Source organism: Arthrobacter sp. BF1 (assembly GCF_056680215.1).
This window is the reverse complement of record NZ_CM155271.1, coordinates 365,196-383,712: the sequence shown is the minus strand read 5'-3', so window position 1 is coordinate 383,712 and position 18,517 is coordinate 365,196. Positions and strand designations below refer to the sequence as shown.

The window sequence follows — 18,517 nt, the reverse complement described above, 5'->3', positions numbered from 1 at the left end:
GAAGAGGTTCTGTATCCACTAAAGCCGTTTGGCGGCGGCGCAAACAGAGCTTTGGGAGGGGTGGTGTCCGGGATTCCAGACGTGCCGGCCGCATCCAAGCTGGGCCCCCTCGTGCCCGGTGCGGCCGGTCTGGATGGCTTATTTGCCGGGCCGGCCGTGAATCCGGACCGAGAGCTCGTCCGCCACCTTCTGCACCCTGGCGGCGAGGGCGGGCCACTGATCCGCGGGCAGCTTGTCCTCGAGGAACGTGACGGCCACGGCCGCGGTAGGCCAGCCAACGTGATCGGTGACAGCGGCCGCGATGGAGCCGAAGCCGGGCGTCACTTCACCATGTTCGGTGGCGTAACCGCGCTGCCTGACCTGATCCAGATGCGAGGACAGCGCCGAGTACTTCATGATGGCGCCCTCCACCTCGTGGCGGGCGGTGAAGGCTGCGGCGTTCGGGTACAGCGCCCGGACCTGCGACTTCGGTAACGCCGCGAGGATGGCGCGCCCGCTAGCGGTGAGGTGGCTGGGAAGGCGGACACCGACGTCGGTCACTAGCGACGGGCGGTTCTTGGCCCGCTCCTCCACGATGTACAGCACGTCACGGCCATGAAGCACCGCCAGGTGGGCGCTCTCCCCGATCACATCCACCAGCGAAGCCAGCAGCGGCCGGCCCAGCCGTGACAGCGGCTCCTGCCGCGAATAGGCCGAGCTCAGCTCGAAGGCACTGATGCCGAGCCCGTACCGCTGCTCCTCGTGCAGATGGAGGACAAACCCGTTCGCCTCCATCACACCCAACAGGTGGTAAACGCTGGAACGGGGCAGTCCCAGCGATGTGGCAATGCTCGACGCCGCCATGGGACCGCGTTTCGATGCCAACAGCTTGAGGATGCGAAGGGTGTTCTCGGCAGCGGGGACTTTGGACGTCACCTTTGCTTCTGTGTCTGCCACTGGATTCTCCGATGTGTCGCCGTCGTCTTCGCCGGATGTCCGGGATACCGTACTTAAGCTTGCTTTCCACGCCTGAGCCCGTTGCGTCAGTGGACGCGTTCGGTGTCCGGTATACCAGACTATGCCGGGAGGGAGCCGGTGGGCGCACGCGTTCGAGCCGAACATGCAGGGCAGTTCGGTAGAGTGCCCGCTATGGACGAAAAAGGAACGCTGCACCACTACCTGCGCGTCCGGCGCGACAGCCTCCTCAGCAAGCTGGACGGGCTGAGTGAGTACGACGTCCGCCGGCCACTTACGCCCACCGGCACCAACCTGCTGGGGCTCGTTAAGCACGTGGCGAGTGTGGAGCTTGACTACTTCGGCGTGGTTTTCGGCCGTCCCAGCGGCCGGCACCTCCCCTGGCTTGACGACGGCGCAAGCCCCGACGCGGATCTGTGGGCGACCGCTGACGAGAGCCGGGAGGACATTGTTGAGCTGCACCACTTCGCCGCCGCGCACAGCGATGCCACCATCGAGGCCCTCCCACAGGAGGCCGCCGGCATGGTGCCCTGGTGGCCTGAGGAGCGGTGTCATGTCACCCTGCATCAGATTTTGGTCCATATGGTCGCGGAACGGGCCCACCACCTGGGTCACGCGGACATCCTGCGCGAACTCATCGACGGTACGGCCGGCCAGCGCCCAGGGGACCCCAACCTCACAGTGCGCAGCCCTGAAGAGTGGGGCGCGCACCGTGCCGCCATCGAAGCTGCAGCGAGGAAAGCATGAGCACCCAAGACGTTCCTGCGCAGATCGGGGATCTGCCCCCGATTGGCAGGCCTGCCAACAGTGCTCTCCTCCGTGCGGGCATCACTTCCTTGGCTGAGGTGGCCGAGCCGGGCCGCAGAGAATTGCTTGCCATGCACGGCGTTGGCCCGAAGGCCGTGCGGATTCTCGAAGCGGCCGCGACCGATCGCGGTCTCACCTTCGCTCCCTGAGGTCGGGCCCTGTCTAGGTGACTGAGTGCATCCCTGCGGTCGGAGGTGACGCCCAGTCCGGGCAGGACTCGCCATCCACCGGGTCTTCGGGTGGGGCGTCTCCATCCTGAGCAGCGCCAGATCGTTGGTAGGCGTTCTTCTGGTCTGCGTGCTTCTGATCTGCCCGTGCGTGGGCTGTCTGTTCTTTGACTGCCCGTTCCTGGTCCCTCCCAATACCCGCGTCGAATCCCTTCGGATATTTCAGTTGCTGTGGCCAGGTGGGTGGTTCCCAGTCGGGGTGTTCGCTGGCGTAGTGGCGGCCGGTGGGTGAGATCCAGCCGGGTGGTTCGGTTTTGGTGGCTTCGGTGGGTTTCCAGGGTGTGGTGTGTTTGAGCCGGTGGTGCTTGGGGCATGGTTGGCCGAGGTTGGCGATTCCGGTGGTTCCGCCTTGGTGCCAGGCGAGGAGGTGGTCGGCGTCGTTGTCCAGGGACTGGTTGCTGCAGCCCGGGAAGGGGCACTTGCCGTCCCGCATCCTGAGCCATTGGCGCATGGCTTTGGGGATCCGGTAGCTGTCCCGGCCGATTTCCAGGGGTGCCCCGTCGCGTGGGTCGGTCAGGACGCGATGGAAGGAATCCGCGCCGTCGGCGACGAGGGCGCGGGCCATGGAGGGAGGGATGGGCCCGTACCCGTCGAGGGTGGCGGGTCCTTCGGTCAGGCCCATCAGCGCGAACACCGGCACCGTGACCAGGACCTGGGCTTTTGGTGACGGGATGAGGTCAGCGTCCCCGCCCAGGAGCCAGGCCGCGGCGGTGTCGGCGCGGAGTTGGGTGAGTGTCCTGGCCTCGGTGGGGCCCTGCATTGCCCGGGCGGCGGAGGTGGTGCGGTCCCAGATCCCGGCTGCCTGATCGGCGGGGAGGTAGGCGGAGAGCCAGGCCATGCCGTCCCGGTCCGGGGAGTACTCGACCCGCCGGTCCGCGGCCCTCTTGGTGTGGCGTTTTTCGATGCTGTCCGGGTGGTGGCGTTCGCGCCAGGTGCGGGCTTTGGCGCGGAACCGGGACGGGATCATGTCCCCGGCCGGGCCGCGGGCGGGGTTGGGTGCGGCCGGGTCCAGGAAGTGCGCCTCCAACGCGTGCGCGCCGGCCGTGTCCAGGTTGAGGGTTTCGTCGACCATGACCCGGGCGTGCTGCCACGAAATCGACCCTGCCTCCAGAGCGGCAAGCGTCAACGGCAGAGCGGTGGTCAGGCGGTGTGCTTCGCCCAGCAGTGCGCTGCCGGTGCGTTCGCTGACCGTCAGGGCGCAGGCGACCTCGGCCACGGTGCTCATCTCCTGGGCGCTCTGCTCCTGCGGGGAGGTGACGGGGCCCGCGATCAGCCGGGCCGCCTCGTCGTAGCCGCCCGCGGCATGGACCTTCACGGCCGCGACCATGGCCTCCATCCCCGTCGTCCCGGCTAGCACGGTCAGGCACGCTTCAGCCTGCCAACGGGCCGGGTCCCCGAACGGGTCGGCCGGCGGATTCACGGTTGTCCCACGGAGCACACCGGCCATCCGGAGGGCGGCGGCCACGACGGCTTCCATAACCTCCGCCGCCCCTGTGTTGTCCATACCTCCAGCTTCCCGCGGGAGTCAGGCAAAAGCAGGGTGGCGGCTTGCCTATGTGGATAACTTTGCCCAATTAACACCACCGCAACCGCTCAGATTCTGACAACCACCTTGCCGCGCACCCCGCCGTCGTGGAGGTAGGCGATGGCGGCGGGGGCTTCCGCCAAAGCGTAAACCTTGTCAACGGCGGGTTTCACGCTGCCGCCTTCAAACAGCCTTGTCAGCGCTTCGAGGTCCTTGTAGTTCTCCTTCGTAACGAGCCCCTTGAACTTCTGGCCGGAAAACAGGGATGCCAGCGGCGCAGCCATCGCACGCTCAAATCCGCCGGTAATTCTCCCGCCGCCTTCGCCCCCGACGATCACCAGAGTCCCCTGCGGCGTGAGCGCCTTCCGGAGACTTGAGAGGCGCCGGTTGCCGGCGGTATCGATGATGACGTCATACACGACACCGCCCCGCGAAATATCGTCCCGGGTGTAATCAATGACGTGATCGGCACCGAGGGACCGGACCAGCTCTACCTTTCCTGTGCTGCAGACGCCGGTGACCTCGGCGCCGGAGTCCTTGGCGATCTGCACGGCGAAGGATCCCACTCCCCCGCCCGCGCCAATGACCAGCACCTTGTGTCCGGCGGCAACCTGCCCGGCGTCGCGGACGGCCTGCAACGCGGTGACAGCCGAGATAGGCGTAGCCGCGGTTTCCTCAAACGTCAGGTTCGCCGGCTTAGCGGCAAGCAGTGCCTCCTTCGCGCAGACGTATTCGGCGAACGACCCTTCACAGGTGCCAAACACTTCGTCGCCGGGCTTGAAGCGGGTCACGCCCTCGCCAACCGCTTCGACGACGCCGGCCACCTCCCTGCCCCGGACCGGCATCTTGGGCTTCTTCAGCCCGTAACCGAGGAGCCGGACCAAGTACGGCCGTCCGGTCATCAGGTGCCACACGCCCTGGTCGACGCCGGCCGCGCGGACTTTGATAAGCACCTCGCCGGGGCCCGGCGCTGGCTGGGGGATGTCCCCCAGCCTGAGCACGTCGGAATTCCCGTAAACGTCCTGAACGATAGCTTTCATGATGCTTCTCCTTCGTGGTGCGGGTACTGGAAGACGTCCTCGAGCGGGACACTGAGGACGTGGGCGATCTGGAAGGCCATCTCAAGGGACGGCGAATACCGCCCCTGCTCGATGGCAATAACGGTCTGGCGGGTGACGCCTACACGATCGGCAAGTTCGGCCTGGGTCATTTCGCCGCGTTCAAAGCGCAGGCGGCGGAGGGAATTGGTGACGCGGGTTGGCTTCACCATGGCTGGAACCCCCTGCGGTAGGCGACGATCTTGGCCACCGAACCCAGGACCGCGGACAGCACAAAGGCCAGATAGATGACGTTGGCAATCCAGAAGTGGCCCCACTCGGCCATCGCCATGAGCAGCGCGGCCACTCCCCCGACCACTAAAAAGGACTGGCCGATGTACTCACCGAACCGGTAGATCTCCCTGTCCCGCTGGTCCTTCTTTCCGGCGTCCCGGGGCGAGAGGATGCCTATCAGTGTGTGCAGCGCTATGGACGCCGCGATAGAGGCTCCAATGGTCCACAAAAGGGGCGCAACATAGGGGACCTTGGCAAGGGGCGTGGTCCCGGCGCGGCCAAGAATTATGGCCAGGTACACGCCGTAGGACGCGACGGCGGCCACCCCCATGATCCAGGCACTCTTCTCTTCGAAGGACATTTCCGCTCCCGCCGTAGCTGCCATCGCAAACAGCACCAGATGTAAAACAAAGCTGACATCTCCAAAGTAAAGAAAAGCTGACATGATGTCAAGAGTTTTGGACTATGCCTTTACGAAGAGCCTGCAGCAACCTGCCCAGTCTGAGATCGAAGACACCAAGCACCCGTGAGGCTCATCACGTCGGCCCCGAAAATGGTCTGCTGGTTAGCGATCCCCCTCCCAATGACGAGAAGGTATTTGTATGCAGCCAGCACCAAGCGCAGCCAAGCCAGACGCAAGCCAAGCGGAAAACCCCACGGAAGGCACCGCCGTCGGGCGCGTCCTGGGCGGTACCCTCAACCGCGGACTGAACGTCCGGCACATCCGCTTTATGGCACTCGGCTCGGCCATCGGCACGGGGCTGTTCTACGGCTCCGCCTCCGCCATCCAAAAGGCAGGCCCGGCGGTCCTTCTCGCCTACATCATCGGCGGCGCCGCGGTGTTCATGGTGATGCGTGCCCTCGGTGAGATGGCCGTGCGGCACCCCGTTTCCGGGTCCTTCGGCCAGTACGCCAGCCGCTATCTCGGGCCGCTGGCCGGATTCGTGACCGGCTGGACGTACGTCTTTGAGATGGCCATTGTGGCGATCGCCGACGTGACAGCCTTCAGCATCTATATGGGCTTCTGGTTCCCCGAGGTGGACCGCTGGATCTGGATCCTGGCCATTATCTTCTTCCTGGCGGCTCTCAACCTGCTCAGTGTAAAGGTGTTCGGGGAACTGGAGTTCTGGTTCTCGCTGATCAAGGTGGCGGCCATCATCGCCATGATTGCCGGCGGCGCGGCGATCATCGCCTTCGGCTTCCAGGCCGGCGGTTCCACCGTGGCGCCGGGGCTGGGCAACCTCGTGGAGCACGGCGGAATGTTCCCCAACGGCTTCGAAGGCCTCCTGGCCTCGTTCGCCGTGGTGATGTTCGCCTTCGGCGGGATCGAGACGCTCGGCATCACAGCGGGCGAGGCCGCGGATCCCAAGAAAGTCATCCCCAAGGCCGTCAATACCGTGCCCGTCCGCGTCCTGCTGTTCTACGTCCTGACCCTCGGCGTCCTGATGAGCCTCTTCCCGTGGAACGAGATCGGCACCAACGGCAGCCCCTTTGTACAGATTTTCAGCGGCCTGGGCATCCCAGCGGCACCGCACATCCTCAACGCGGTAGTGATCACTGCCGCCCTCTCCGCCATCAACAGCGATATCTTCGGCGCCGGCCGCATCCTCTTCGGACTGTCCGGGCAGGGCCACGCGCCGGCGGTATTCGGCAAGGTATCCCGCCATGGGGTGCCGTGGATGACCGTAGTCATGATGGCTGGCATCCTGCTGGTGGGCGTGGTCCTGAACGCGGTGATTCCCGAGGACGTGTTCATTGTGATCGCCTCGATTGCCACGTTCGCCACCGTCTGGGTGTGGGTCATGATCCTCGCCTCGCACGTGGCCATGAAGCGCGAGATCGCCCGGAAGGGCCTGCCGGCGTCGGAATTCCCCTCGCCATGGTGGCCCGCGGCGTCCATACTCACCATCGCGTTCATGGCGCTGGTCATCGCTGTCCTCGGCGCCTTCGAGGACACCCGTGTGGCACTCTACGTCGGTGCCGTGTGGCTGGGGCTGCTGGTCCTTGCCTACCGCCTTTGGGTCAAGGGGAACGGACGACGCCGGGCCGAACTGGTGGACGAAACCTCACCGCTGCCGGTGGTTGAGTCCGCCGGGCAGACAGGCCGGTAGCCGGCTCCCCCACCCCACCCCCTTTCCAACGCTCTCTCACTTAATACGGGTTAAAACCGAACGCTCTACCACTCTCTTGAGGAGAGTGATAGAGCGTTCGTGGATGTGCCACATTAAGTGAGAGAGCGTTCGCCCAAAGAGCGCATTAAGTGAGAGAGCGTTTGGGGGTTAGGCGGTGGCGAGCGCCGAACGGATGGCCGCCGGCATCGGTGTGGTGGGCCGGCCGATCAGCTGGCGGAGGTCAGAACCGCTGACAAGGAGGTCGCCCCGGGCGATGCCGAGGTCCGAGTCCGCCAGGATGGCAGCGAAGGCCTGCGGAACACCAAAGCCGGCCAGGAGACCGGCGTAGTCGCTGGCCGGAAGGTCCTGGTAAGCCGCCGCCTGGTTGGCTGCGGTGCTGATTTCCTGGGCCAGTTCCGCGAGCGTGAAGGCGTGGTCACCGCCGAGCTCGTAAACCTTGCCGGCCTGGTTGTCGGCGACGAGGACGGCGGCGGCAGCCTCGGCGTAGTCCAAGCGGGACGCGGCACTGACTTTGCCTTCGCCGGCGCTGCCGGCGAGGGCGCCCTGCGCGAGGGTTCCCTGCAGTTGCTCCGTATAGTTTTCGAGGTACCAGCCATTGCGGAGAAGGGCGAACGGAACTCCGGAGCCCTTGAGGAGGTCCTCGGTAGCCTGGTGCTCGGCGGCCAACTTCATGCCGGTGGTATCGGCGTTGGCGATGCTCGTGTAGGCGATGAGCTCCACACCCTCGGCCTTGGCGGCCTCGATGACGGTGCGGTGCTGCTCAACCCGCTGCCCCACCTCGCTGCCGGAAATCAGAAGGACTTTGGTGGCACCTTCGAGCGCCTTTGCCACCGAAGCGGCGTCGGCGTAGTCCATCGCCCGGACCTGCACACCGCGTGCTTCCAGGTCGGCAAGTTTCCCGATGGAACGGCCGGCGGCCACGATCTGCGTAGCCGGGACGTCGCGCGCCAGGAGGGCTTCAAGGACGTGGCGGCCAAGCTGTCCGGTTGCTCCGGTAATGACGATGCTCATGGGTGGTTCCTTTCACCATCTGCAAGGGGGTCACCGTGCACGACCAGCATTTTCGCCGAATGCTTCCCAATGGAAGGTACGCACTTTGAAGTAAGGTACTCACCTTTTGGTAAGTTGGAGGCATGGAAGCACAGACATTTCCGGGCCGCCTGCCCGCAGGCTTTGCCGACGGCGTGTTCCCGGCAGGGTGCCCCAGCCGGACGGTGCTGGACCACATCACCAGCAAATGGGGCGTGCTGATTCTGCTGGCGCTCTCAGAGGGTGAACAGCGCTGGAGCGAACTGCGGCGCCGGGCCGAAGGCATCAGCGAGAAGATGCTGGCCCAGACCCTGAAAACACTGGAGAGTGACGGTCTGGTGCTGCGTCATGCCCAGCCGGTCATTCCACCCCGCGTGGACTACAGCCTGACGGAACGCGGCTACGAACTGACGGCCCTGCTCGTACCACTCGTGGCCTGGGCCTATAACAACGCCGAGGAAATCCTGAAGACTCAGCGCTGACGAAGCCTGCCAAACTGGGATTCCGTGACTTCGGCAGTCCGCACAAGGGCCTGCCAAAATACCTAGGTACCAGCCCCTCAAAGACTCGAGTACATGTTACTGGTGTGACTGGTGTGAATAGCGCTTACCGTTCTTCTACGGTGCCAGCCAGGAACAGGAGGACCATCCTCTGCTGGGAGCTTTCCGGCTACCGCACCGCAGTGGGCGGCTCCACGCCCCTTCAAGGAGTGGTTCGCATGGTGAAAGCACAGGTCCAGGACATGGCCAGCATGGGCAGGCCCGTCAAACTTTCCACGCTCATCGTCCGCGCCTGGAGCCGGGCCCTCGCGGCATTTGGCCCGAGGCCGCCCTACCGGGTGGGCGATGCCGTGGTGGGCGATGACCCCTTCAACGGCCGGAACGAGGGGATCGTTATGTCCCACCGGGGGCCCTCAGTGGAGGTCGGCGCGGCGGCGGGTGTGTTCTACTACGACCACCGCCACCTGAGGCCGCAGGATTAGCTGCCTCAGATGGCGGTGGGCGCGGTGGACCGGGAACAAGCGGGCCGCACTGCAGGGAGGTACTGGTTAGCGCGCCGACCAGCCGCCGTCCATCGTGTAGCTGGCCCCTGTCACCATGCCGGCGTGATCGGACGCCAGCCAGGCCACCAGGGCAGCCACCTCGGCGGGCTCTACCAGGCGCTTGATGGCGGACTCGGTGAGCATGACCTTGGCCAGCACCTCGGATTCAGGGATCCCGTGCACCTTGGCCTGGTCAGTAATCTGTTTCTCCACCAGCGCCGTGCGGACATAGCCCGGGTTTACGCAGTTGGAGGTGACTCCATGCTCCCCGCCCTCAAGTGCCGTCACCTTGCTCAGCCCTTCCAGGCCGTGCTTGGCGGATACGTACGCACTTTTGAACGGGGAGGCACGGATTCCGTGCACCGAGGACAGGTTGATGACGCGCCCGAACCCATTGGCGTACATGTGCGGCAGGGCAGCCCGGATCAGCAGGAACGGCGCCTCCAGCATGAGGGCGATGATCCGGCGGAATTCCACGGGATCAAAATCCTCGATGGGACTAATCCGCTGGATCCCGGCATTGTTCACCAGGATGTCGCAGTCCAAACTCAGGGTGCCGAGCTTGTCCACGTCCAGCAGATCAACGGCCCAGGAGGTGCCGCCCACTTCGTCGGCGAGGGCGGCGGCTCCGGCGGCGTCGACGTCGGCAACCACCACCTTCGCCCCGCGGGCGGCGAGTTCCCGGACACACGCGGCACCAATCCCGCTGGCGCCGCCCGTGACAACTGCCTTGCGGCCGTTCAGTGTGTTTTCCATTCCAGATCCGGTTCCCATCGTGTGCGTTTCCATCAGGCGTCGCGGTTAGTGCTGCTCAAGCAGCTCAGCGTGAGCTGCTTGGGAGCAGACCCTCGCGGGCGGCGTCGGCCTTGTCCACATCCTCCAGCGCGATGCCCCTAGTCTCCTTCAGGCTCAGCACCGCTACCACGGTGATGCCGCAGGCCACCACCAGGTAGATGGCGGTAGGGACCCAGGAGCCGGTGTCCTTGAGCCACTGGGTGGCCAGCAGCGGGGCGAGTGAACCGGCGAAGATGGACGTGACCTGCGAGCCCAGCGAAACGCCAGAGTAGCGCATCCGGGTGGGGAAGAGCTCAGCCATAATGGCGGGCTGGCCTGCGTACATAAAGGCGTGCAGGCACAGGCCGATGGTCACGGCGAGGACAATCACCACGGCGTTGCGGGTGTCGAACATGGGGAAGGCGAAGAACGGCCATGCTGCACCGGTGATGGCACCGATGAGGTAGACGGGCTTGCGTCCCACCTTGTCCACGAGCCGGCCCACCTGCGGGATAACCAGGAAGTGGATGACGTGGGCGATCAGCAGCGCCAGCAGGAGCGATGAGGTGTCGTACTTGTGCACGCTCTTGAGGTAGACGATCGCGAAGCTGACCACCAGGTAGTACATGATGTTCTCGGCAAAGCGGAGTCCCATGGCCTGCAGGATGCCCTTGGGGTACTTGCGCACCACTTCGAAAACGCCGTAGCTGACGGCCTGTTCCTTCTCCACAAGGGCCTTGGCTTCGAGGAAGATGGGCGCTTCGGTGACGTGGGTCCGGATGTAGTAGCCAACGAACACAATCACGGCGGAGAGCCAGAAGGCTACACGCCAGCCCCAGCCGAGAAACGCCTCGGCGCTGAGGGTGGTGGACATAACGAAGAGTACGAGCGTTGCGAGCAGGTTGCCCACCGGTACCGCGGCCTGCGGCCAGCTGGACCAGAAGCCGCGGGCGTTGTTGGGGCTGTGCTCTGCTACCAGCAGCACGGCGCCGCCCCATTCACCGCCGAGCGCGAAGCCCTGGATGAAGCGCAGGGCAACCAGGAGGGCCGGGGCCGCGTAGCCGATGTCGGCGAAGCCCGGGAGGCAGCCCATGAGGAACGTTGCCACGCCGACGATCACGATGGTCAGCTGCAGGGTGGGCTTGCGGCCCAGCTTGTCACCGATCTGGCCGAACACGATGCCACCAAGCGGGCGGGCCACAAAGCCCACGGCGTAGGTGATGAATGCCTGGATGATGCCGTCCAGTTCGTTGCCCGTGGCGGGGAAGAAGTACTTCCCGAACACGAGGGTTGCCGCGGTGGCGTAGAGGAAGAATTCGTACCATTCCACCACGGTGCCCACCATTGAGGCGGCTACGATTTTTTTGAGGCCGGATCCCTTGGATGCGGGTCCGGCGGCATTGTCTGCCGAGCGCTGCTCTACGCTCATGAGTTTCTCCTTAGTGTCCACTTTGACACGTGCTGTGATCCACAGCACTAATGGCTCCATCGAGTATTACTGCACAAACTTGCGCATTCAATGGCCAATGCAGCACCGACTATGTGCACAATTGCAGATATGAACGCCAACCCCGATGACCTGCTGGTCCTGCTCGCGGTGTCCCGCTCTGCCAAATTTACGACGGCGGCGCAGGCTTTGGGCCTCAACCACACCACCGTCTCCCGCCGGATAGCCGCGCTTGAAAAAGTATTGGGTGGCCGGGTCCTTGCCAGGGCTGCGGGCGGTTGGGAACTGACGGAACTGGGCACGGAGGCGGTGCGCGTCGCCGAACAGGTGGAGGCAGCAGTGGGCGCGCTGGGTCCGGAGGGAAAGGCACCCGACCCGGTTGCCGGCGTCGTACGCATGACGGCCACCGACGGTTTCAGCGCGTACATCGCGGCGCCGGCCGTGGCCCGGCTGCGCAGGGACCATCCGGGTCTCGCGGTGGAAGTGGTGACCATGACCCGGCGGGCGCTGCAGCAGCGCTCCGGCCTGGACATCGAGGTGGTGGTGGGCGAACCCCAGGTCCACCGGGCCGAGGCCATCCGGCTGGGGGAATACATGCTGGGAATGTATGCCTCACTCGGCTATCTGGCTGAGCACGGAACCCCGGCAAGTGTGGCAGAACTGACGGAGCATCCGCTCGTCTATTTTGTGGACTCAATGCTTCAGGTGGACGACCTCGATGCACCCCGCCGGCTGGTTCCGGCCATGCGGGACGGCCTCACCTCCACCAACGTGTTTGTCCATGTGGAAGCCACCCGCGCCGGTGCCGGCATCGGGTTCCTGCCGTGCTTTATGGGCGATCTGCATGACGATCTGGTCCGGCTGCTCCCCGCCGACTTCGCCGAACTGCTCCCCTACTGGATGGTGCTGCGCCCGGACTCCATGCGCCGCCCGGCGGTGGCCGCCGTCGTCCAGGGATTGCGGGACCAGACTGCGGCGCACCGGGAGGCGCTGCTGGGCAGGGGCCGGCCCCCATCGACTGCTCCGTAACGGTCGTTTTCACGCCCCAAAACGACGTTTATGGAGCAATGGATGGGGTTGGCGGGTCGTGGCGTACCGGGGAGCCGGTGGCGAAGGCGCGGACCTGGGCATCGTCCCAGATGTGGGCCGGGACCGCGCCGCCCAGGAGCCGGCGGGCCAGTTGTGGGTCCCCGTCCAGCGGGGTGTCACTGCCGGCCATCACCATGTTGCCGTAGCGGCGGCCCTTGAGCATGGCGGGATCGGCGATGATGAGGGTGTGCTCGAACGCGGCCGCAATGGTGGCGGCGTCCTCGCGGGCATTTTTCAGGTCCGGAGCATCGCCGGAGTTCACCACATAGATGCCGCCGGGCGCGAGCACGCGTTTGATGTGCTCGGTGAACTCGGCCGTCGTGAGCGGACGCGGCGTCAGGGAACCGGCGAAGACGTCGCGGATGATGAAATCCCGGGTGTCCGCCGTAAGTGTCTCGGTGACCTCGCGGGCCTCGCCTACCCGCAGGCGGAGCAGCGGTGCTTTGGGAAGGTCGAACCAGCCGCGGACGTACTCGGCCAGCTTGCCGTCGAGCTCCACCACCACCTGCCGCGCGTCTGGGTACGCGGCGTGGAAGTACCGGGCCAGGGAACAGGCCCCGCCGCCCAGGTGCAGCCCGCGCACCCTGTGCTCCGCAGCCTTCGGCGGCCAGCGGGACTCGATGAGCGCCGCCATCCAGCGCATGTACTCGAAGTCGAGGAACAGCGGATCTGCGAGGTCGATGTGGGAGCTCATCACGCCGTTGATCTTCAGGAGCCAGCCGTTGGAGTTGTCCTGGTCGGCGATGAGCTCACAGTCGCCGGTGTCGATGTAGTAGACGCCCTCGACGGGACCGTCCGGGCGGGTGCCCTTGGGCACTTCGACGACGCCCGCCGTCGAACGCTGACCGCTGTTCCTGCCGCCTGACTTACCGCGCTTCGCCATTATCCGTGTGCCGCTTCAGTCATGCTTCAACCCTAGTTGTTCACCCCAAATCGGCGGCCTCGGACAGCGGTTCCGCCCCCGCCCCGTCGCGGATCCGCTGTACGACGGCGGTGGTGGAGCGCTCAGCGACGTAGTCCAGGATGGCGACGCGTCCGCCGTACTCCTCCACTGCCTCGGTTTCCGCCAGCATTTCCGGGGTGTAGTCACCGCCTTTGGCGTAGACATCCGGCTGAAGCTGCGTGATCAGCGGACTGGCTGTGGACGTATCGAAGATGGTCACGTAGTCCACACAGCTGAGGGCGGCGATCACCGCGGCCCGGTCGGCGCCGTTGTTGATGGGCCGGCCCGGGCCCTTGAGCCTGCGGACGGATTCGTCGCTGTTGAGCGCCACCACCAGCACGTCACCAAGCTGTTTGGCCTGGTTCAGGTAACGGGTGTGCCCGCTGTGCAGCACGTCAAAGCAGCCGTTGGTCAGCACGATCCGCTGGCCCTGGGCCCGGTGCGCAGCCACCTGGATGGCTAGTTCGTCGGCCCCAAGGGCCGTGTCAGCGAAACTCTCCAGATGCCGGCCAAGCTGGGCCGTGCTGCAAACGGACGTTCCGGGCTGGTGCACCACCACATCTGCCGCCGTCTGGGCAAGATCGAGGCTGGTGGTCAGGGGAAGGCCCACCGACCTGGCCAGGGTCAGGGCGGCAACAAAGGTATCGCCCGCGCCCGACGCCTGTTTCTCGGCTGCCGGCCGCGCCCACGTGCGGTGAGTGCCGCCGTCGGCCGCAAACAGCACTGTCCCGTCCTTATCCAAGGTCACCACCACCGACCGGGCTCCCGTTGCCGCGAGCAGCGCGTCACGGTGCCGCGTCACGGCCTCCACTCGGCCGGGGCCGTCCGGCAGGCGCAGGTCCAGCAGCCGGGCAGCTTCCTGGGCGTTGGGGGTGGCGAGGTCCGGCCGGAGCCCGGCCCAGGGGCGGGGATCGTGCGCATCCACCACGGTCAGGGGTCGGCCGCTGTCCGTGCCGCTGAAAGTCTCATCCTCCGCAGTCCCCGCCGGCGCTTCCGCCGCGAGCGCCGCCCCCGCCGTCAGGGCTTCCGCGAGGGCAGCCCGGACAGGGCCGGCCAGGACGCCGGTCCCGTAGTCGCACACCAGCACGGCGTCCTGATGTTCGACGGCGGTGCGCACCGAGGAGGCCAACGCGGCCAGCGCGTCGGCCGGGACAGCCTTGGCGGAGTCATCGATCCGCAGCATCACCTGGCCGCCGCTGCTGATCCTGATCTTGGTGGTGGTGACCATGTCCGGATGGGAATGCAGGTGCCTCACATCGATGCCCGCTGACTCGAGGTTCCGCCGAAGCGAGGCCCCGGCGTCGTCCGTCCCGATGATGCCGGCCACGGACACCCGGGCTCCGAGGGCTGCCAGGTTCATGGCGGTGTTCGCGGCGCCACCCGGTGCGAAGTCGCGGGTGGCGACGTCCACTACCGGCGCCGGTGCCTCGCGGCAGACCCGTTCGATGACGCCGCTCCACCAGCCGTCCAGCATCACGTCCCCGATCACCAGGATGGCGGGACGTTCGGCGGCAAGGCGGCGCGGCAGCCCGCCGGACAGGGCACGCTCGCTGGAAAGATCACCCGCGCCGGCCACCGACTCCGGAGTCATTGCAGGCTCCCGTTCCGGTCTTGGCGGCCGGTCCCTTCCCCCGCAGCCTGCTCCGGCACCGCCTGCTCGGGCACCTGTTCAGCCATCACCTGTTCGGCCGGCACCGGTTCGGGCAGCGGCTCGTCGGGCAGTTGAACTGCAAACGGTGGCGGAGCCGCCACGTGCACCACCTTCACCCGGGTGAATTCGTCCAGCAGTTCCGGGCCATAGCCGAAACCTTCGCCGCTGGCACCGCGGGGCTGGGCTGAGCCGCCCGGCGCGCCGCCGAACACCTCGTTGATTTTCACGGTGCCCACCGGAAGCGCCGCGATGGCTTTTTGGACGTGCGCGATGCTGCCCGTCAGGACCGTGGCGGCCAGCCCGTAACGGCCGTTGCCCGCAAGCTGCAGTCCGTCGTCGAACGTGGGGACAACCTGGACCGCGGCCACCGGGCCGAAAGTCTCCTCAGTCATCACCTGCATGCTGTCTGTGCAGCCGAGCAGCACCGTTGCCGGGTAGAAGGCGCCTGGCCCGTCGGGAAGGTCACCGCCTTCCACGGCATGAGCACCCTGCTCGCGGGCCTCCGACACCTGGGCATGGACGATGTCCCGGAGCGTGGTGTCCACCAGCGGAGCCACACTGCCGTTATTGTTCCGGAGCGCTGCTTCCGCTTCCAAGGCTGTACAGAACCGGGCCGCGATCGCTTCGTGGACGTAGATCCGTTCCACTGCGGTGCAGATCTGTCCGCTGTTACTGAAGGCGCCGATGGCAGCCTGCTCAGCAGCCCAGCCAGGATCCACGTCCCGGTCGACCACAAGGGGGTCGTTCCCGCCGTTCTCACGGATCACATGGGCTCCCGTCTGAGCCCCCGCGCCGGCAATCCGGCTCCCGGAGGCGCTGGACCCCACATGGGCAATGACGTCGACGGCGGCCCCGGTCAGGAGGGCGCCCACCCGGGCGCCGCCGGACACCGTGAGCAGCACGCCCGGCGGAAACGCTGCCGCCAGCACCTCCCCCAGGGCCTCGCCGAGGCGGGGACAGCGCTCACTCGGCTTGTGCAGCACGGTGTTTCCGGTGACCAAGGCGGCGCCGATGAGCCCGCAGGCCACGGCAACCGGATCGTTCCACGGGGTGAGGAGCACGGCCACGCCGCGGGGTTCGGCAACCGTGTAGTCAGAGGCGGACCTGTTGCCGAGCAGGCTGTGCCCGCGGTGCAGGGGGCCAATTTCGGCGTACTGCTCAAGGGTGGAGACCCCGGCCGCGATTCCGGCGAGAGCCTCCTCACGGGGGCGTCCGGTTTCGCTGCTGTTGAGGCCCGCCAGTTCCTCCGCCGCCGATTCCAGGGCCCGGGCCGCGCTGCGGAGACAGGCACCCCGCTCCGCCGGCGGAACGGTGGCCCATCCCATGGCCGCGCTCCGGGCTATCTCGACGGCGTCCGCCACCGCGCCGGGTTCGGCCTCGGGGACGGACCACCGGTACTCCCCCGTGCGGGGGTCGCTGATGCTCAGGCCGGAGCCGTTAGGGTGCAGGTCGGGGTTCGCTGTGGGCGTGGCGGTGGTATACATGGATCTCCTCCGTACGTACTTTCTCCTTGCGGTCCCGTACCCCCGGAACAGCGGTTTACACGCCGCTCCGGGACAGAATCCACGTATAGCCAACTGCGCCCCGCCTCCGTAGGGTGACACCACAGGCGGGAGCACCGGGCGTGCAAGCTCGCGGTACGTAAGAACTCAGCACGGGAGGGGCACTGCATGGGACAAACGGCTGAGGGCGTCGGACCGGTGTTGGGCAAGTTCGCCGGGGTTTCGCGGATCGCGCTGCTGCGCGGCGGCGGCCTCGGCGACCTGATGTTTGCCCTCCCGGCGGTGTCAGCGCTGAAAGCGGCCTATCCGGGCAGTACCGTCACGCTGCTGGGCACGCCTGTCCAGGAAGCCCTCGTCGCCGCCACCCACACCGCCGTGGATGATGTCATGGTGCTGCCCATTGCCGAGGGCGTGCGTCCCGGCCCGGCGGATCCGGCCGCCATGGCGGCGTTCTTCGGCGCCGCCCGGGAACGGCAGTTTGACCTCGCCGTACAGCTTCATGGCGGGGGGCGGTTCTCCAACCCGTTCCTGCTGGAGATCGAGGCCCGCCATACGGTGGGATCCGGCACGCCGGACGCCGCCGCGCTGGAGCGCACCCTGCCGTACACCTACTACCAGCACGAACCCACACGCGCCCTCGAAGTTGCCGGACTGGCAGGCGCCCCACCCGTCCTGCTGGAGGCCCGGGTTAACCCACGGCCACAGTTCGTGGCCCGGCTTCCGGCCGTGCTGGGTGCGGCGCTGCCGCCGGACGGCCGTCCCCTGCTGGTGCTGCACCCCGGCGCCAGCGACCCCCGGCGGCACTGGCCGGCGGAGAGTTTCGGGGCGGTCGCCAGGGCAGCGGCCGACGACGGCGCCCGGGTTTTGGTGGTCGGTGACCAGAGCGAAACGGAACTGGCGGGCGCCGTGGTGAATGCCGCCGTCGGGCGTTCCACCGGAGACGGCCAGGTGTCCTCGGTGGCCGGGATGCTGGGGCTCGGCGAACTGGCAGCCCTGCTCGCCCGGGCAGACGCGGTCCTGGCCAATGACAGCGGCCCGCGGCATCTTGCACAGGCGCTGGGCGCCCCCACCGTGGGGATCTATTGGGCCGGGAACGCCTTGACCGCGGGCCCGCTGGGCCGCGGCCGGCACCGGGTCCACCTCTCCTGGGTGACGAACTGCCCCGTGTGCGGGGCGGACGTCACGCAGGTTGGCTGGACGGCCCCGCGATGCCCGCACGACGATTCGCTGGTGGCCGGCATCCGGCCGGACGGCGTGTATGCGGATGTCAGGAGCCTGCTGGCGCTGTAAGTTCCGTGCAGCGGGCAACCTCCGGAAACGGGCCGCGTCACGGCCAGGAACCTTCCTCCGGATGGCAGATCAGCATCTCCCGGACCTCGCAGCCCGGCGGCTGGGACAGGACGAACAGGATGGCCTGGGCCACGTTGCCGGGGCTGTTCAGACGGGAATCGTCCTGCGGCTTGTACTGCTCCGTCCGGTCGTCGAAGAAGTGCGTGTTCATGCCGCCCGGAATCATGGCGGTCACGCCGATCTCCCCGCCGGTCTCCGCCGCCAGGGCGTGCGTGAAGCCGACCACGCCGAACTTGGAGGCACAGTAGGCCGTGGCATCAGCCACGGCCCGCTTGCCCAATGTGGAGGCCACTGTCACCACGCGGCCGTGCGAGGTCTTGAGGTAAGGCAAGGCGGCCCGGACCACCGATACGGTGCCCATCAGGTTAACGCCGATGACCTTTTCCCACTCGTCCGCGGCAATGTCCGCCAGTTTGCCGCAACGGTCGATCCCCGCCGCGGTAACCACAGCATCGAGCCCGCCGAGCGACTCTGCCGCCTCCCGGACGGTCTGCTCCACCGCGGCGCGGTCCGCAACGTCCACTTCGAAAGCTTTGACGCCGGACACGCTGCTGATGTCGCGGTCCAGCACCACGGGTGTCCCGCCTGCGTTGAGCACGGCATCGACGACGGCGGCGCCAAGTCCGGAGGCGCCTCCCGTGACCAGGACCCGGCCGGGCCAGGATGACTCAGTGTTCATGGTGTTCCTTCCACTGGGGATTGGTTTTGAGGATT

Annotated in this window: 19 protein-coding genes; 7 read left to right on the top strand and 12 right to left on the bottom strand. The window is 66.6% G+C overall.

Translation table 11 applies throughout. The features are described 5' to 3' along the window. Nucleotides 1-138: 138 nt before the first annotated feature. The gene (locus AC1MCD_RS01865; protein WP_190989556.1) at nt 139-936 is read right to left on the bottom strand and encodes an IclR family transcriptional regulator; all 798 of its coding nucleotides are present in this window, start codon (nt 934-936) and stop codon (nt 139-141) included. Between the two features lie 192 nt (nt 937-1,128). Between AC1MCD_RS01865 and AC1MCD_RS01860 the strand changes: the two genes are divergently transcribed. Beyond that, the gene (locus AC1MCD_RS01860) at nt 1,129-1,701 is read left to right on the top strand and encodes a DinB family protein (protein ID WP_498675344.1); all 573 of its coding nucleotides are present in this window, start codon (nt 1,129-1,131) and stop codon (nt 1,699-1,701) included. Next, nucleotides 1,698-1,910 carry a helix-hairpin-helix domain-containing protein gene (locus AC1MCD_RS01855; protein WP_498675341.1) on the top strand — a complete coding sequence of 71 codons (213 nt, stop codon included), beginning with the start codon at nt 1,698-1,700 and terminating at the stop codon, nt 1,908-1,910. The genes AC1MCD_RS01860 and AC1MCD_RS01855 overlap by 4 nt, the downstream gene beginning before the upstream one ends. A gap of 13 nt (nt 1,911-1,923) precedes the next feature. Here the strand turns inward: AC1MCD_RS01855 and AC1MCD_RS01850 are convergent, their stop codons facing one another. The 4 genes from AC1MCD_RS01850 to AC1MCD_RS01835 form a co-directional block, all read right to left on the bottom strand. After that, complete coding sequence (locus AC1MCD_RS01850; protein WP_498675339.1) at nt 1,924-3,492, bottom strand: HNH endonuclease signature motif containing protein; 1,569 nt, start codon at nt 3,490-3,492, stop codon at nt 1,924-1,926. An 89-nt stretch (nt 3,493-3,581) separates the two neighbouring features. Continuing rightward, a complete protein-coding gene (locus AC1MCD_RS01845; protein ID WP_498675338.1) occupies nt 3,582-4,553 on the bottom strand; it encodes an NAD(P)-dependent alcohol dehydrogenase in 972 nt (323 codons plus the stop codon). Further along, nucleotides 4,550-4,783 carry a helix-turn-helix transcriptional regulator gene (locus AC1MCD_RS01840; protein WP_498675336.1) on the bottom strand — a complete coding sequence of 78 codons (234 nt, stop codon included), beginning with the start codon at nt 4,781-4,783 and terminating at the stop codon, nt 4,550-4,552. The genes AC1MCD_RS01845 and AC1MCD_RS01840 overlap by 4 nt, the downstream gene beginning before the upstream one ends. Next, nucleotides 4,777-5,289, bottom strand: a complete 513-nt coding sequence (locus AC1MCD_RS01835) for a hypothetical protein (RefSeq protein ID WP_498675335.1) — start codon at nt 5,287-5,289, stop codon at nt 4,777-4,779. The genes AC1MCD_RS01840 and AC1MCD_RS01835 overlap by 7 nt, the downstream gene beginning before the upstream one ends. 157 nt (nt 5,290-5,446) lie before the next feature. Here AC1MCD_RS01835 and AC1MCD_RS01830 point away from each other — a divergent pair, with 157 nt between their 5' ends. Next, nucleotides 5,447-6,955 (top strand): amino acid permease, encoded by a 1,509-nt coding sequence (locus AC1MCD_RS01830; protein WP_498675333.1) that lies wholly within the window; start codon nt 5,447-5,449, stop codon nt 6,953-6,955. Nucleotides 6,956-7,123: 168 nt separating this feature from the next. Here the strand turns inward: AC1MCD_RS01830 and AC1MCD_RS01825 are convergent, their stop codons facing one another. Then, nucleotides 7,124-7,987, bottom strand: coding sequence for an SDR family oxidoreductase (locus AC1MCD_RS01825; protein WP_498675332.1), 864 nt, complete (start codon nt 7,985-7,987; stop codon nt 7,124-7,126). A gap of 122 nt (nt 7,988-8,109) precedes the next feature. Here AC1MCD_RS01825 and AC1MCD_RS01820 point away from each other — a divergent pair, with 122 nt between their 5' ends. Both AC1MCD_RS01820 and AC1MCD_RS01815 read left to right on the top strand, forming a co-directional pair. Further along, nucleotides 8,110-8,487: a winged helix-turn-helix transcriptional regulator gene (locus tag AC1MCD_RS01820; RefSeq protein ID WP_498675331.1), complete on the top strand. Its 378-nt coding sequence runs from the start codon at nt 8,110-8,112 to the stop codon at nt 8,485-8,487. Nucleotides 8,488-8,723: 236 nt separating this feature from the next. Further along, complete coding sequence (locus AC1MCD_RS01815; protein WP_498675329.1) at nt 8,724-8,987, top strand: hypothetical protein; 264 nt, start codon at nt 8,724-8,726, stop codon at nt 8,985-8,987. Between the two features lie 66 nt (nt 8,988-9,053). Here AC1MCD_RS01815 and AC1MCD_RS01810 read toward each other — a convergent pair whose 3' ends face one another. Further along, a complete protein-coding gene (locus tag AC1MCD_RS01810) occupies nt 9,054-9,803 on the bottom strand; it encodes a 3-hydroxybutyrate dehydrogenase (protein ID WP_498675326.1) in 750 nt (249 codons plus the stop codon). Nucleotides 9,804-9,867: 64 nt separating this feature from the next. Continuing rightward, nucleotides 9,868-11,250, bottom strand: a complete 1,383-nt coding sequence (locus AC1MCD_RS01805) for an MFS transporter (RefSeq protein WP_498675324.1) — start codon at nt 11,248-11,250, stop codon at nt 9,868-9,870. 129 nt (nt 11,251-11,379) lie between these two features. Between AC1MCD_RS01805 and AC1MCD_RS01800 the strand changes: the two genes are divergently transcribed. After that, entirely contained in the window at nt 11,380-12,297 is a 918-nt protein-coding gene (locus tag AC1MCD_RS01800; protein WP_498675323.1) for a LysR family transcriptional regulator, read from the top strand. 28 nt (nt 12,298-12,325) lie between these two features. Here the strand turns inward: AC1MCD_RS01800 and AC1MCD_RS01795 are convergent, their stop codons facing one another. The 3 genes from AC1MCD_RS01795 to AC1MCD_RS01785 are packed head-to-tail and all read right to left on the bottom strand — an operon-like array spanning nt 12,326 to nt 16,435. Beyond that, nucleotides 12,326-13,240, bottom strand: coding sequence for a spermidine synthase (locus tag AC1MCD_RS01795; protein WP_498675322.1), 915 nt, complete (start codon nt 13,238-13,240; stop codon nt 12,326-12,328). A 40-nt stretch (nt 13,241-13,280) separates the two neighbouring features. Next, nucleotides 13,281-14,891 (bottom strand): D-glycero-beta-D-manno-heptose 1-phosphate adenylyltransferase, encoded by a 1,611-nt coding sequence (gene rfaE2, locus AC1MCD_RS01790; RefSeq protein ID WP_498675321.1) that lies wholly within the window; start codon nt 14,889-14,891, stop codon nt 13,281-13,283. Beyond that, nucleotides 14,888-16,435, bottom strand: coding sequence for an aldehyde dehydrogenase family protein (locus AC1MCD_RS01785; RefSeq protein ID WP_498675320.1), 1,548 nt, complete (start codon nt 16,433-16,435; stop codon nt 14,888-14,890). Before AC1MCD_RS01785 ends, rfaE2 begins: the two co-directional genes overlap by 4 nt. Nucleotides 16,436-16,621: 186 nt before the next feature. Here AC1MCD_RS01785 and AC1MCD_RS01780 point away from each other — a divergent pair, with 186 nt between their 5' ends. After that, nucleotides 16,622-17,743, top strand: a complete 1,122-nt coding sequence (locus AC1MCD_RS01780; RefSeq protein ID WP_498675318.1) for a glycosyltransferase family 9 protein — start codon at nt 16,622-16,624, stop codon at nt 17,741-17,743. A 37-nt stretch (nt 17,744-17,780) separates the two neighbouring features. Here AC1MCD_RS01780 and AC1MCD_RS01775 read toward each other — a convergent pair whose 3' ends face one another. Continuing rightward, nucleotides 17,781-18,482 carry an SDR family oxidoreductase gene (locus AC1MCD_RS01775; protein ID WP_498675317.1) on the bottom strand — a complete coding sequence of 234 codons (702 nt, stop codon included), beginning with the start codon at nt 18,480-18,482 and terminating at the stop codon, nt 17,781-17,783. Nucleotides 18,483-18,517: the final 35 nt, after the last annotated feature.

What these genes read in the sequence shown, in the direction of transcription:
- AC1MCD_RS01860 (WP_498675344.1), top strand. Translation starts at nt 1,129, where the DNA reads ATGGACGAAAAAGGAACGCTGCACCACTACCTGCGCGTCCGGCGCGAC.
- AC1MCD_RS01855 (WP_498675341.1), top strand. Translation starts at nt 1,698, where the DNA reads ATGAGCACCCAAGACGTTCCTGCGCAGATCGGGGATCTGCCCCCGATT.
- AC1MCD_RS01850 (WP_498675339.1), bottom strand. Translation starts at nt 3,492, where the DNA reads ATGGACAACACAGGGGCGGCGGAGGTTATGGAAGCCGTCGTGGCCGCC.
- AC1MCD_RS01845 (WP_498675338.1), bottom strand. Translation starts at nt 4,553, where the DNA reads ATGAAAGCTATCGTTCAGGACGTTTACGGGAATTCCGACGTGCTCAGG.
- AC1MCD_RS01840 (WP_498675336.1), bottom strand. Translation starts at nt 4,783, where the DNA reads ATGGTGAAGCCAACCCGCGTCACCAATTCCCTCCGCCGCCTGCGCTTT.
- AC1MCD_RS01835 (WP_498675335.1), bottom strand. Translation starts at nt 5,289, where the DNA reads ATGTCAGCTTTTCTTTACTTTGGAGATGTCAGCTTTGTTTTACATCTG.
- AC1MCD_RS01830 (WP_498675333.1), top strand. Translation starts at nt 5,447, where the DNA reads ATGCAGCCAGCACCAAGCGCAGCCAAGCCAGACGCAAGCCAAGCGGAA.
- AC1MCD_RS01825 (WP_498675332.1), bottom strand. Translation starts at nt 7,987, where the DNA reads ATGAGCATCGTCATTACCGGAGCAACCGGACAGCTTGGCCGCCACGTC.
- AC1MCD_RS01820 (WP_498675331.1), top strand. Translation starts at nt 8,110, where the DNA reads ATGGAAGCACAGACATTTCCGGGCCGCCTGCCCGCAGGCTTTGCCGAC.
- AC1MCD_RS01815 (WP_498675329.1), top strand. Translation starts at nt 8,724, where the DNA reads ATGGTGAAAGCACAGGTCCAGGACATGGCCAGCATGGGCAGGCCCGTC.
- AC1MCD_RS01810 (WP_498675326.1), bottom strand. Translation starts at nt 9,803, where the DNA reads ATGGAAAACACACTGAACGGCCGCAAGGCAGTTGTCACGGGCGGCGCC.
- AC1MCD_RS01805 (WP_498675324.1), bottom strand. Translation starts at nt 11,250, where the DNA reads ATGAGCGTAGAGCAGCGCTCGGCAGACAATGCCGCCGGACCCGCATCC.
- AC1MCD_RS01800 (WP_498675323.1), top strand. Translation starts at nt 11,380, where the DNA reads ATGAACGCCAACCCCGATGACCTGCTGGTCCTGCTCGCGGTGTCCCGC.
- AC1MCD_RS01795 (WP_498675322.1), bottom strand. Translation starts at nt 13,240, where the DNA reads ATGGCGAAGCGCGGTAAGTCAGGCGGCAGGAACAGCGGTCAGCGTTCG.
- rfaE2 (WP_498675321.1), bottom strand. Translation starts at nt 14,891, where the DNA reads ATGACTCCGGAGTCGGTGGCCGGCGCGGGTGATCTTTCCAGCGAGCGT.
- AC1MCD_RS01785 (WP_498675320.1), bottom strand. Translation starts at nt 16,435, where the DNA reads ATGTATACCACCGCCACGCCCACAGCGAACCCCGACCTGCACCCTAAC.
- AC1MCD_RS01780 (WP_498675318.1), top strand. Translation starts at nt 16,622, where the DNA reads ATGGGACAAACGGCTGAGGGCGTCGGACCGGTGTTGGGCAAGTTCGCC.
- AC1MCD_RS01775 (WP_498675317.1), bottom strand. Translation starts at nt 18,482, where the DNA reads ATGAACACTGAGTCATCCTGGCCCGGCCGGGTCCTGGTCACGGGAGGC.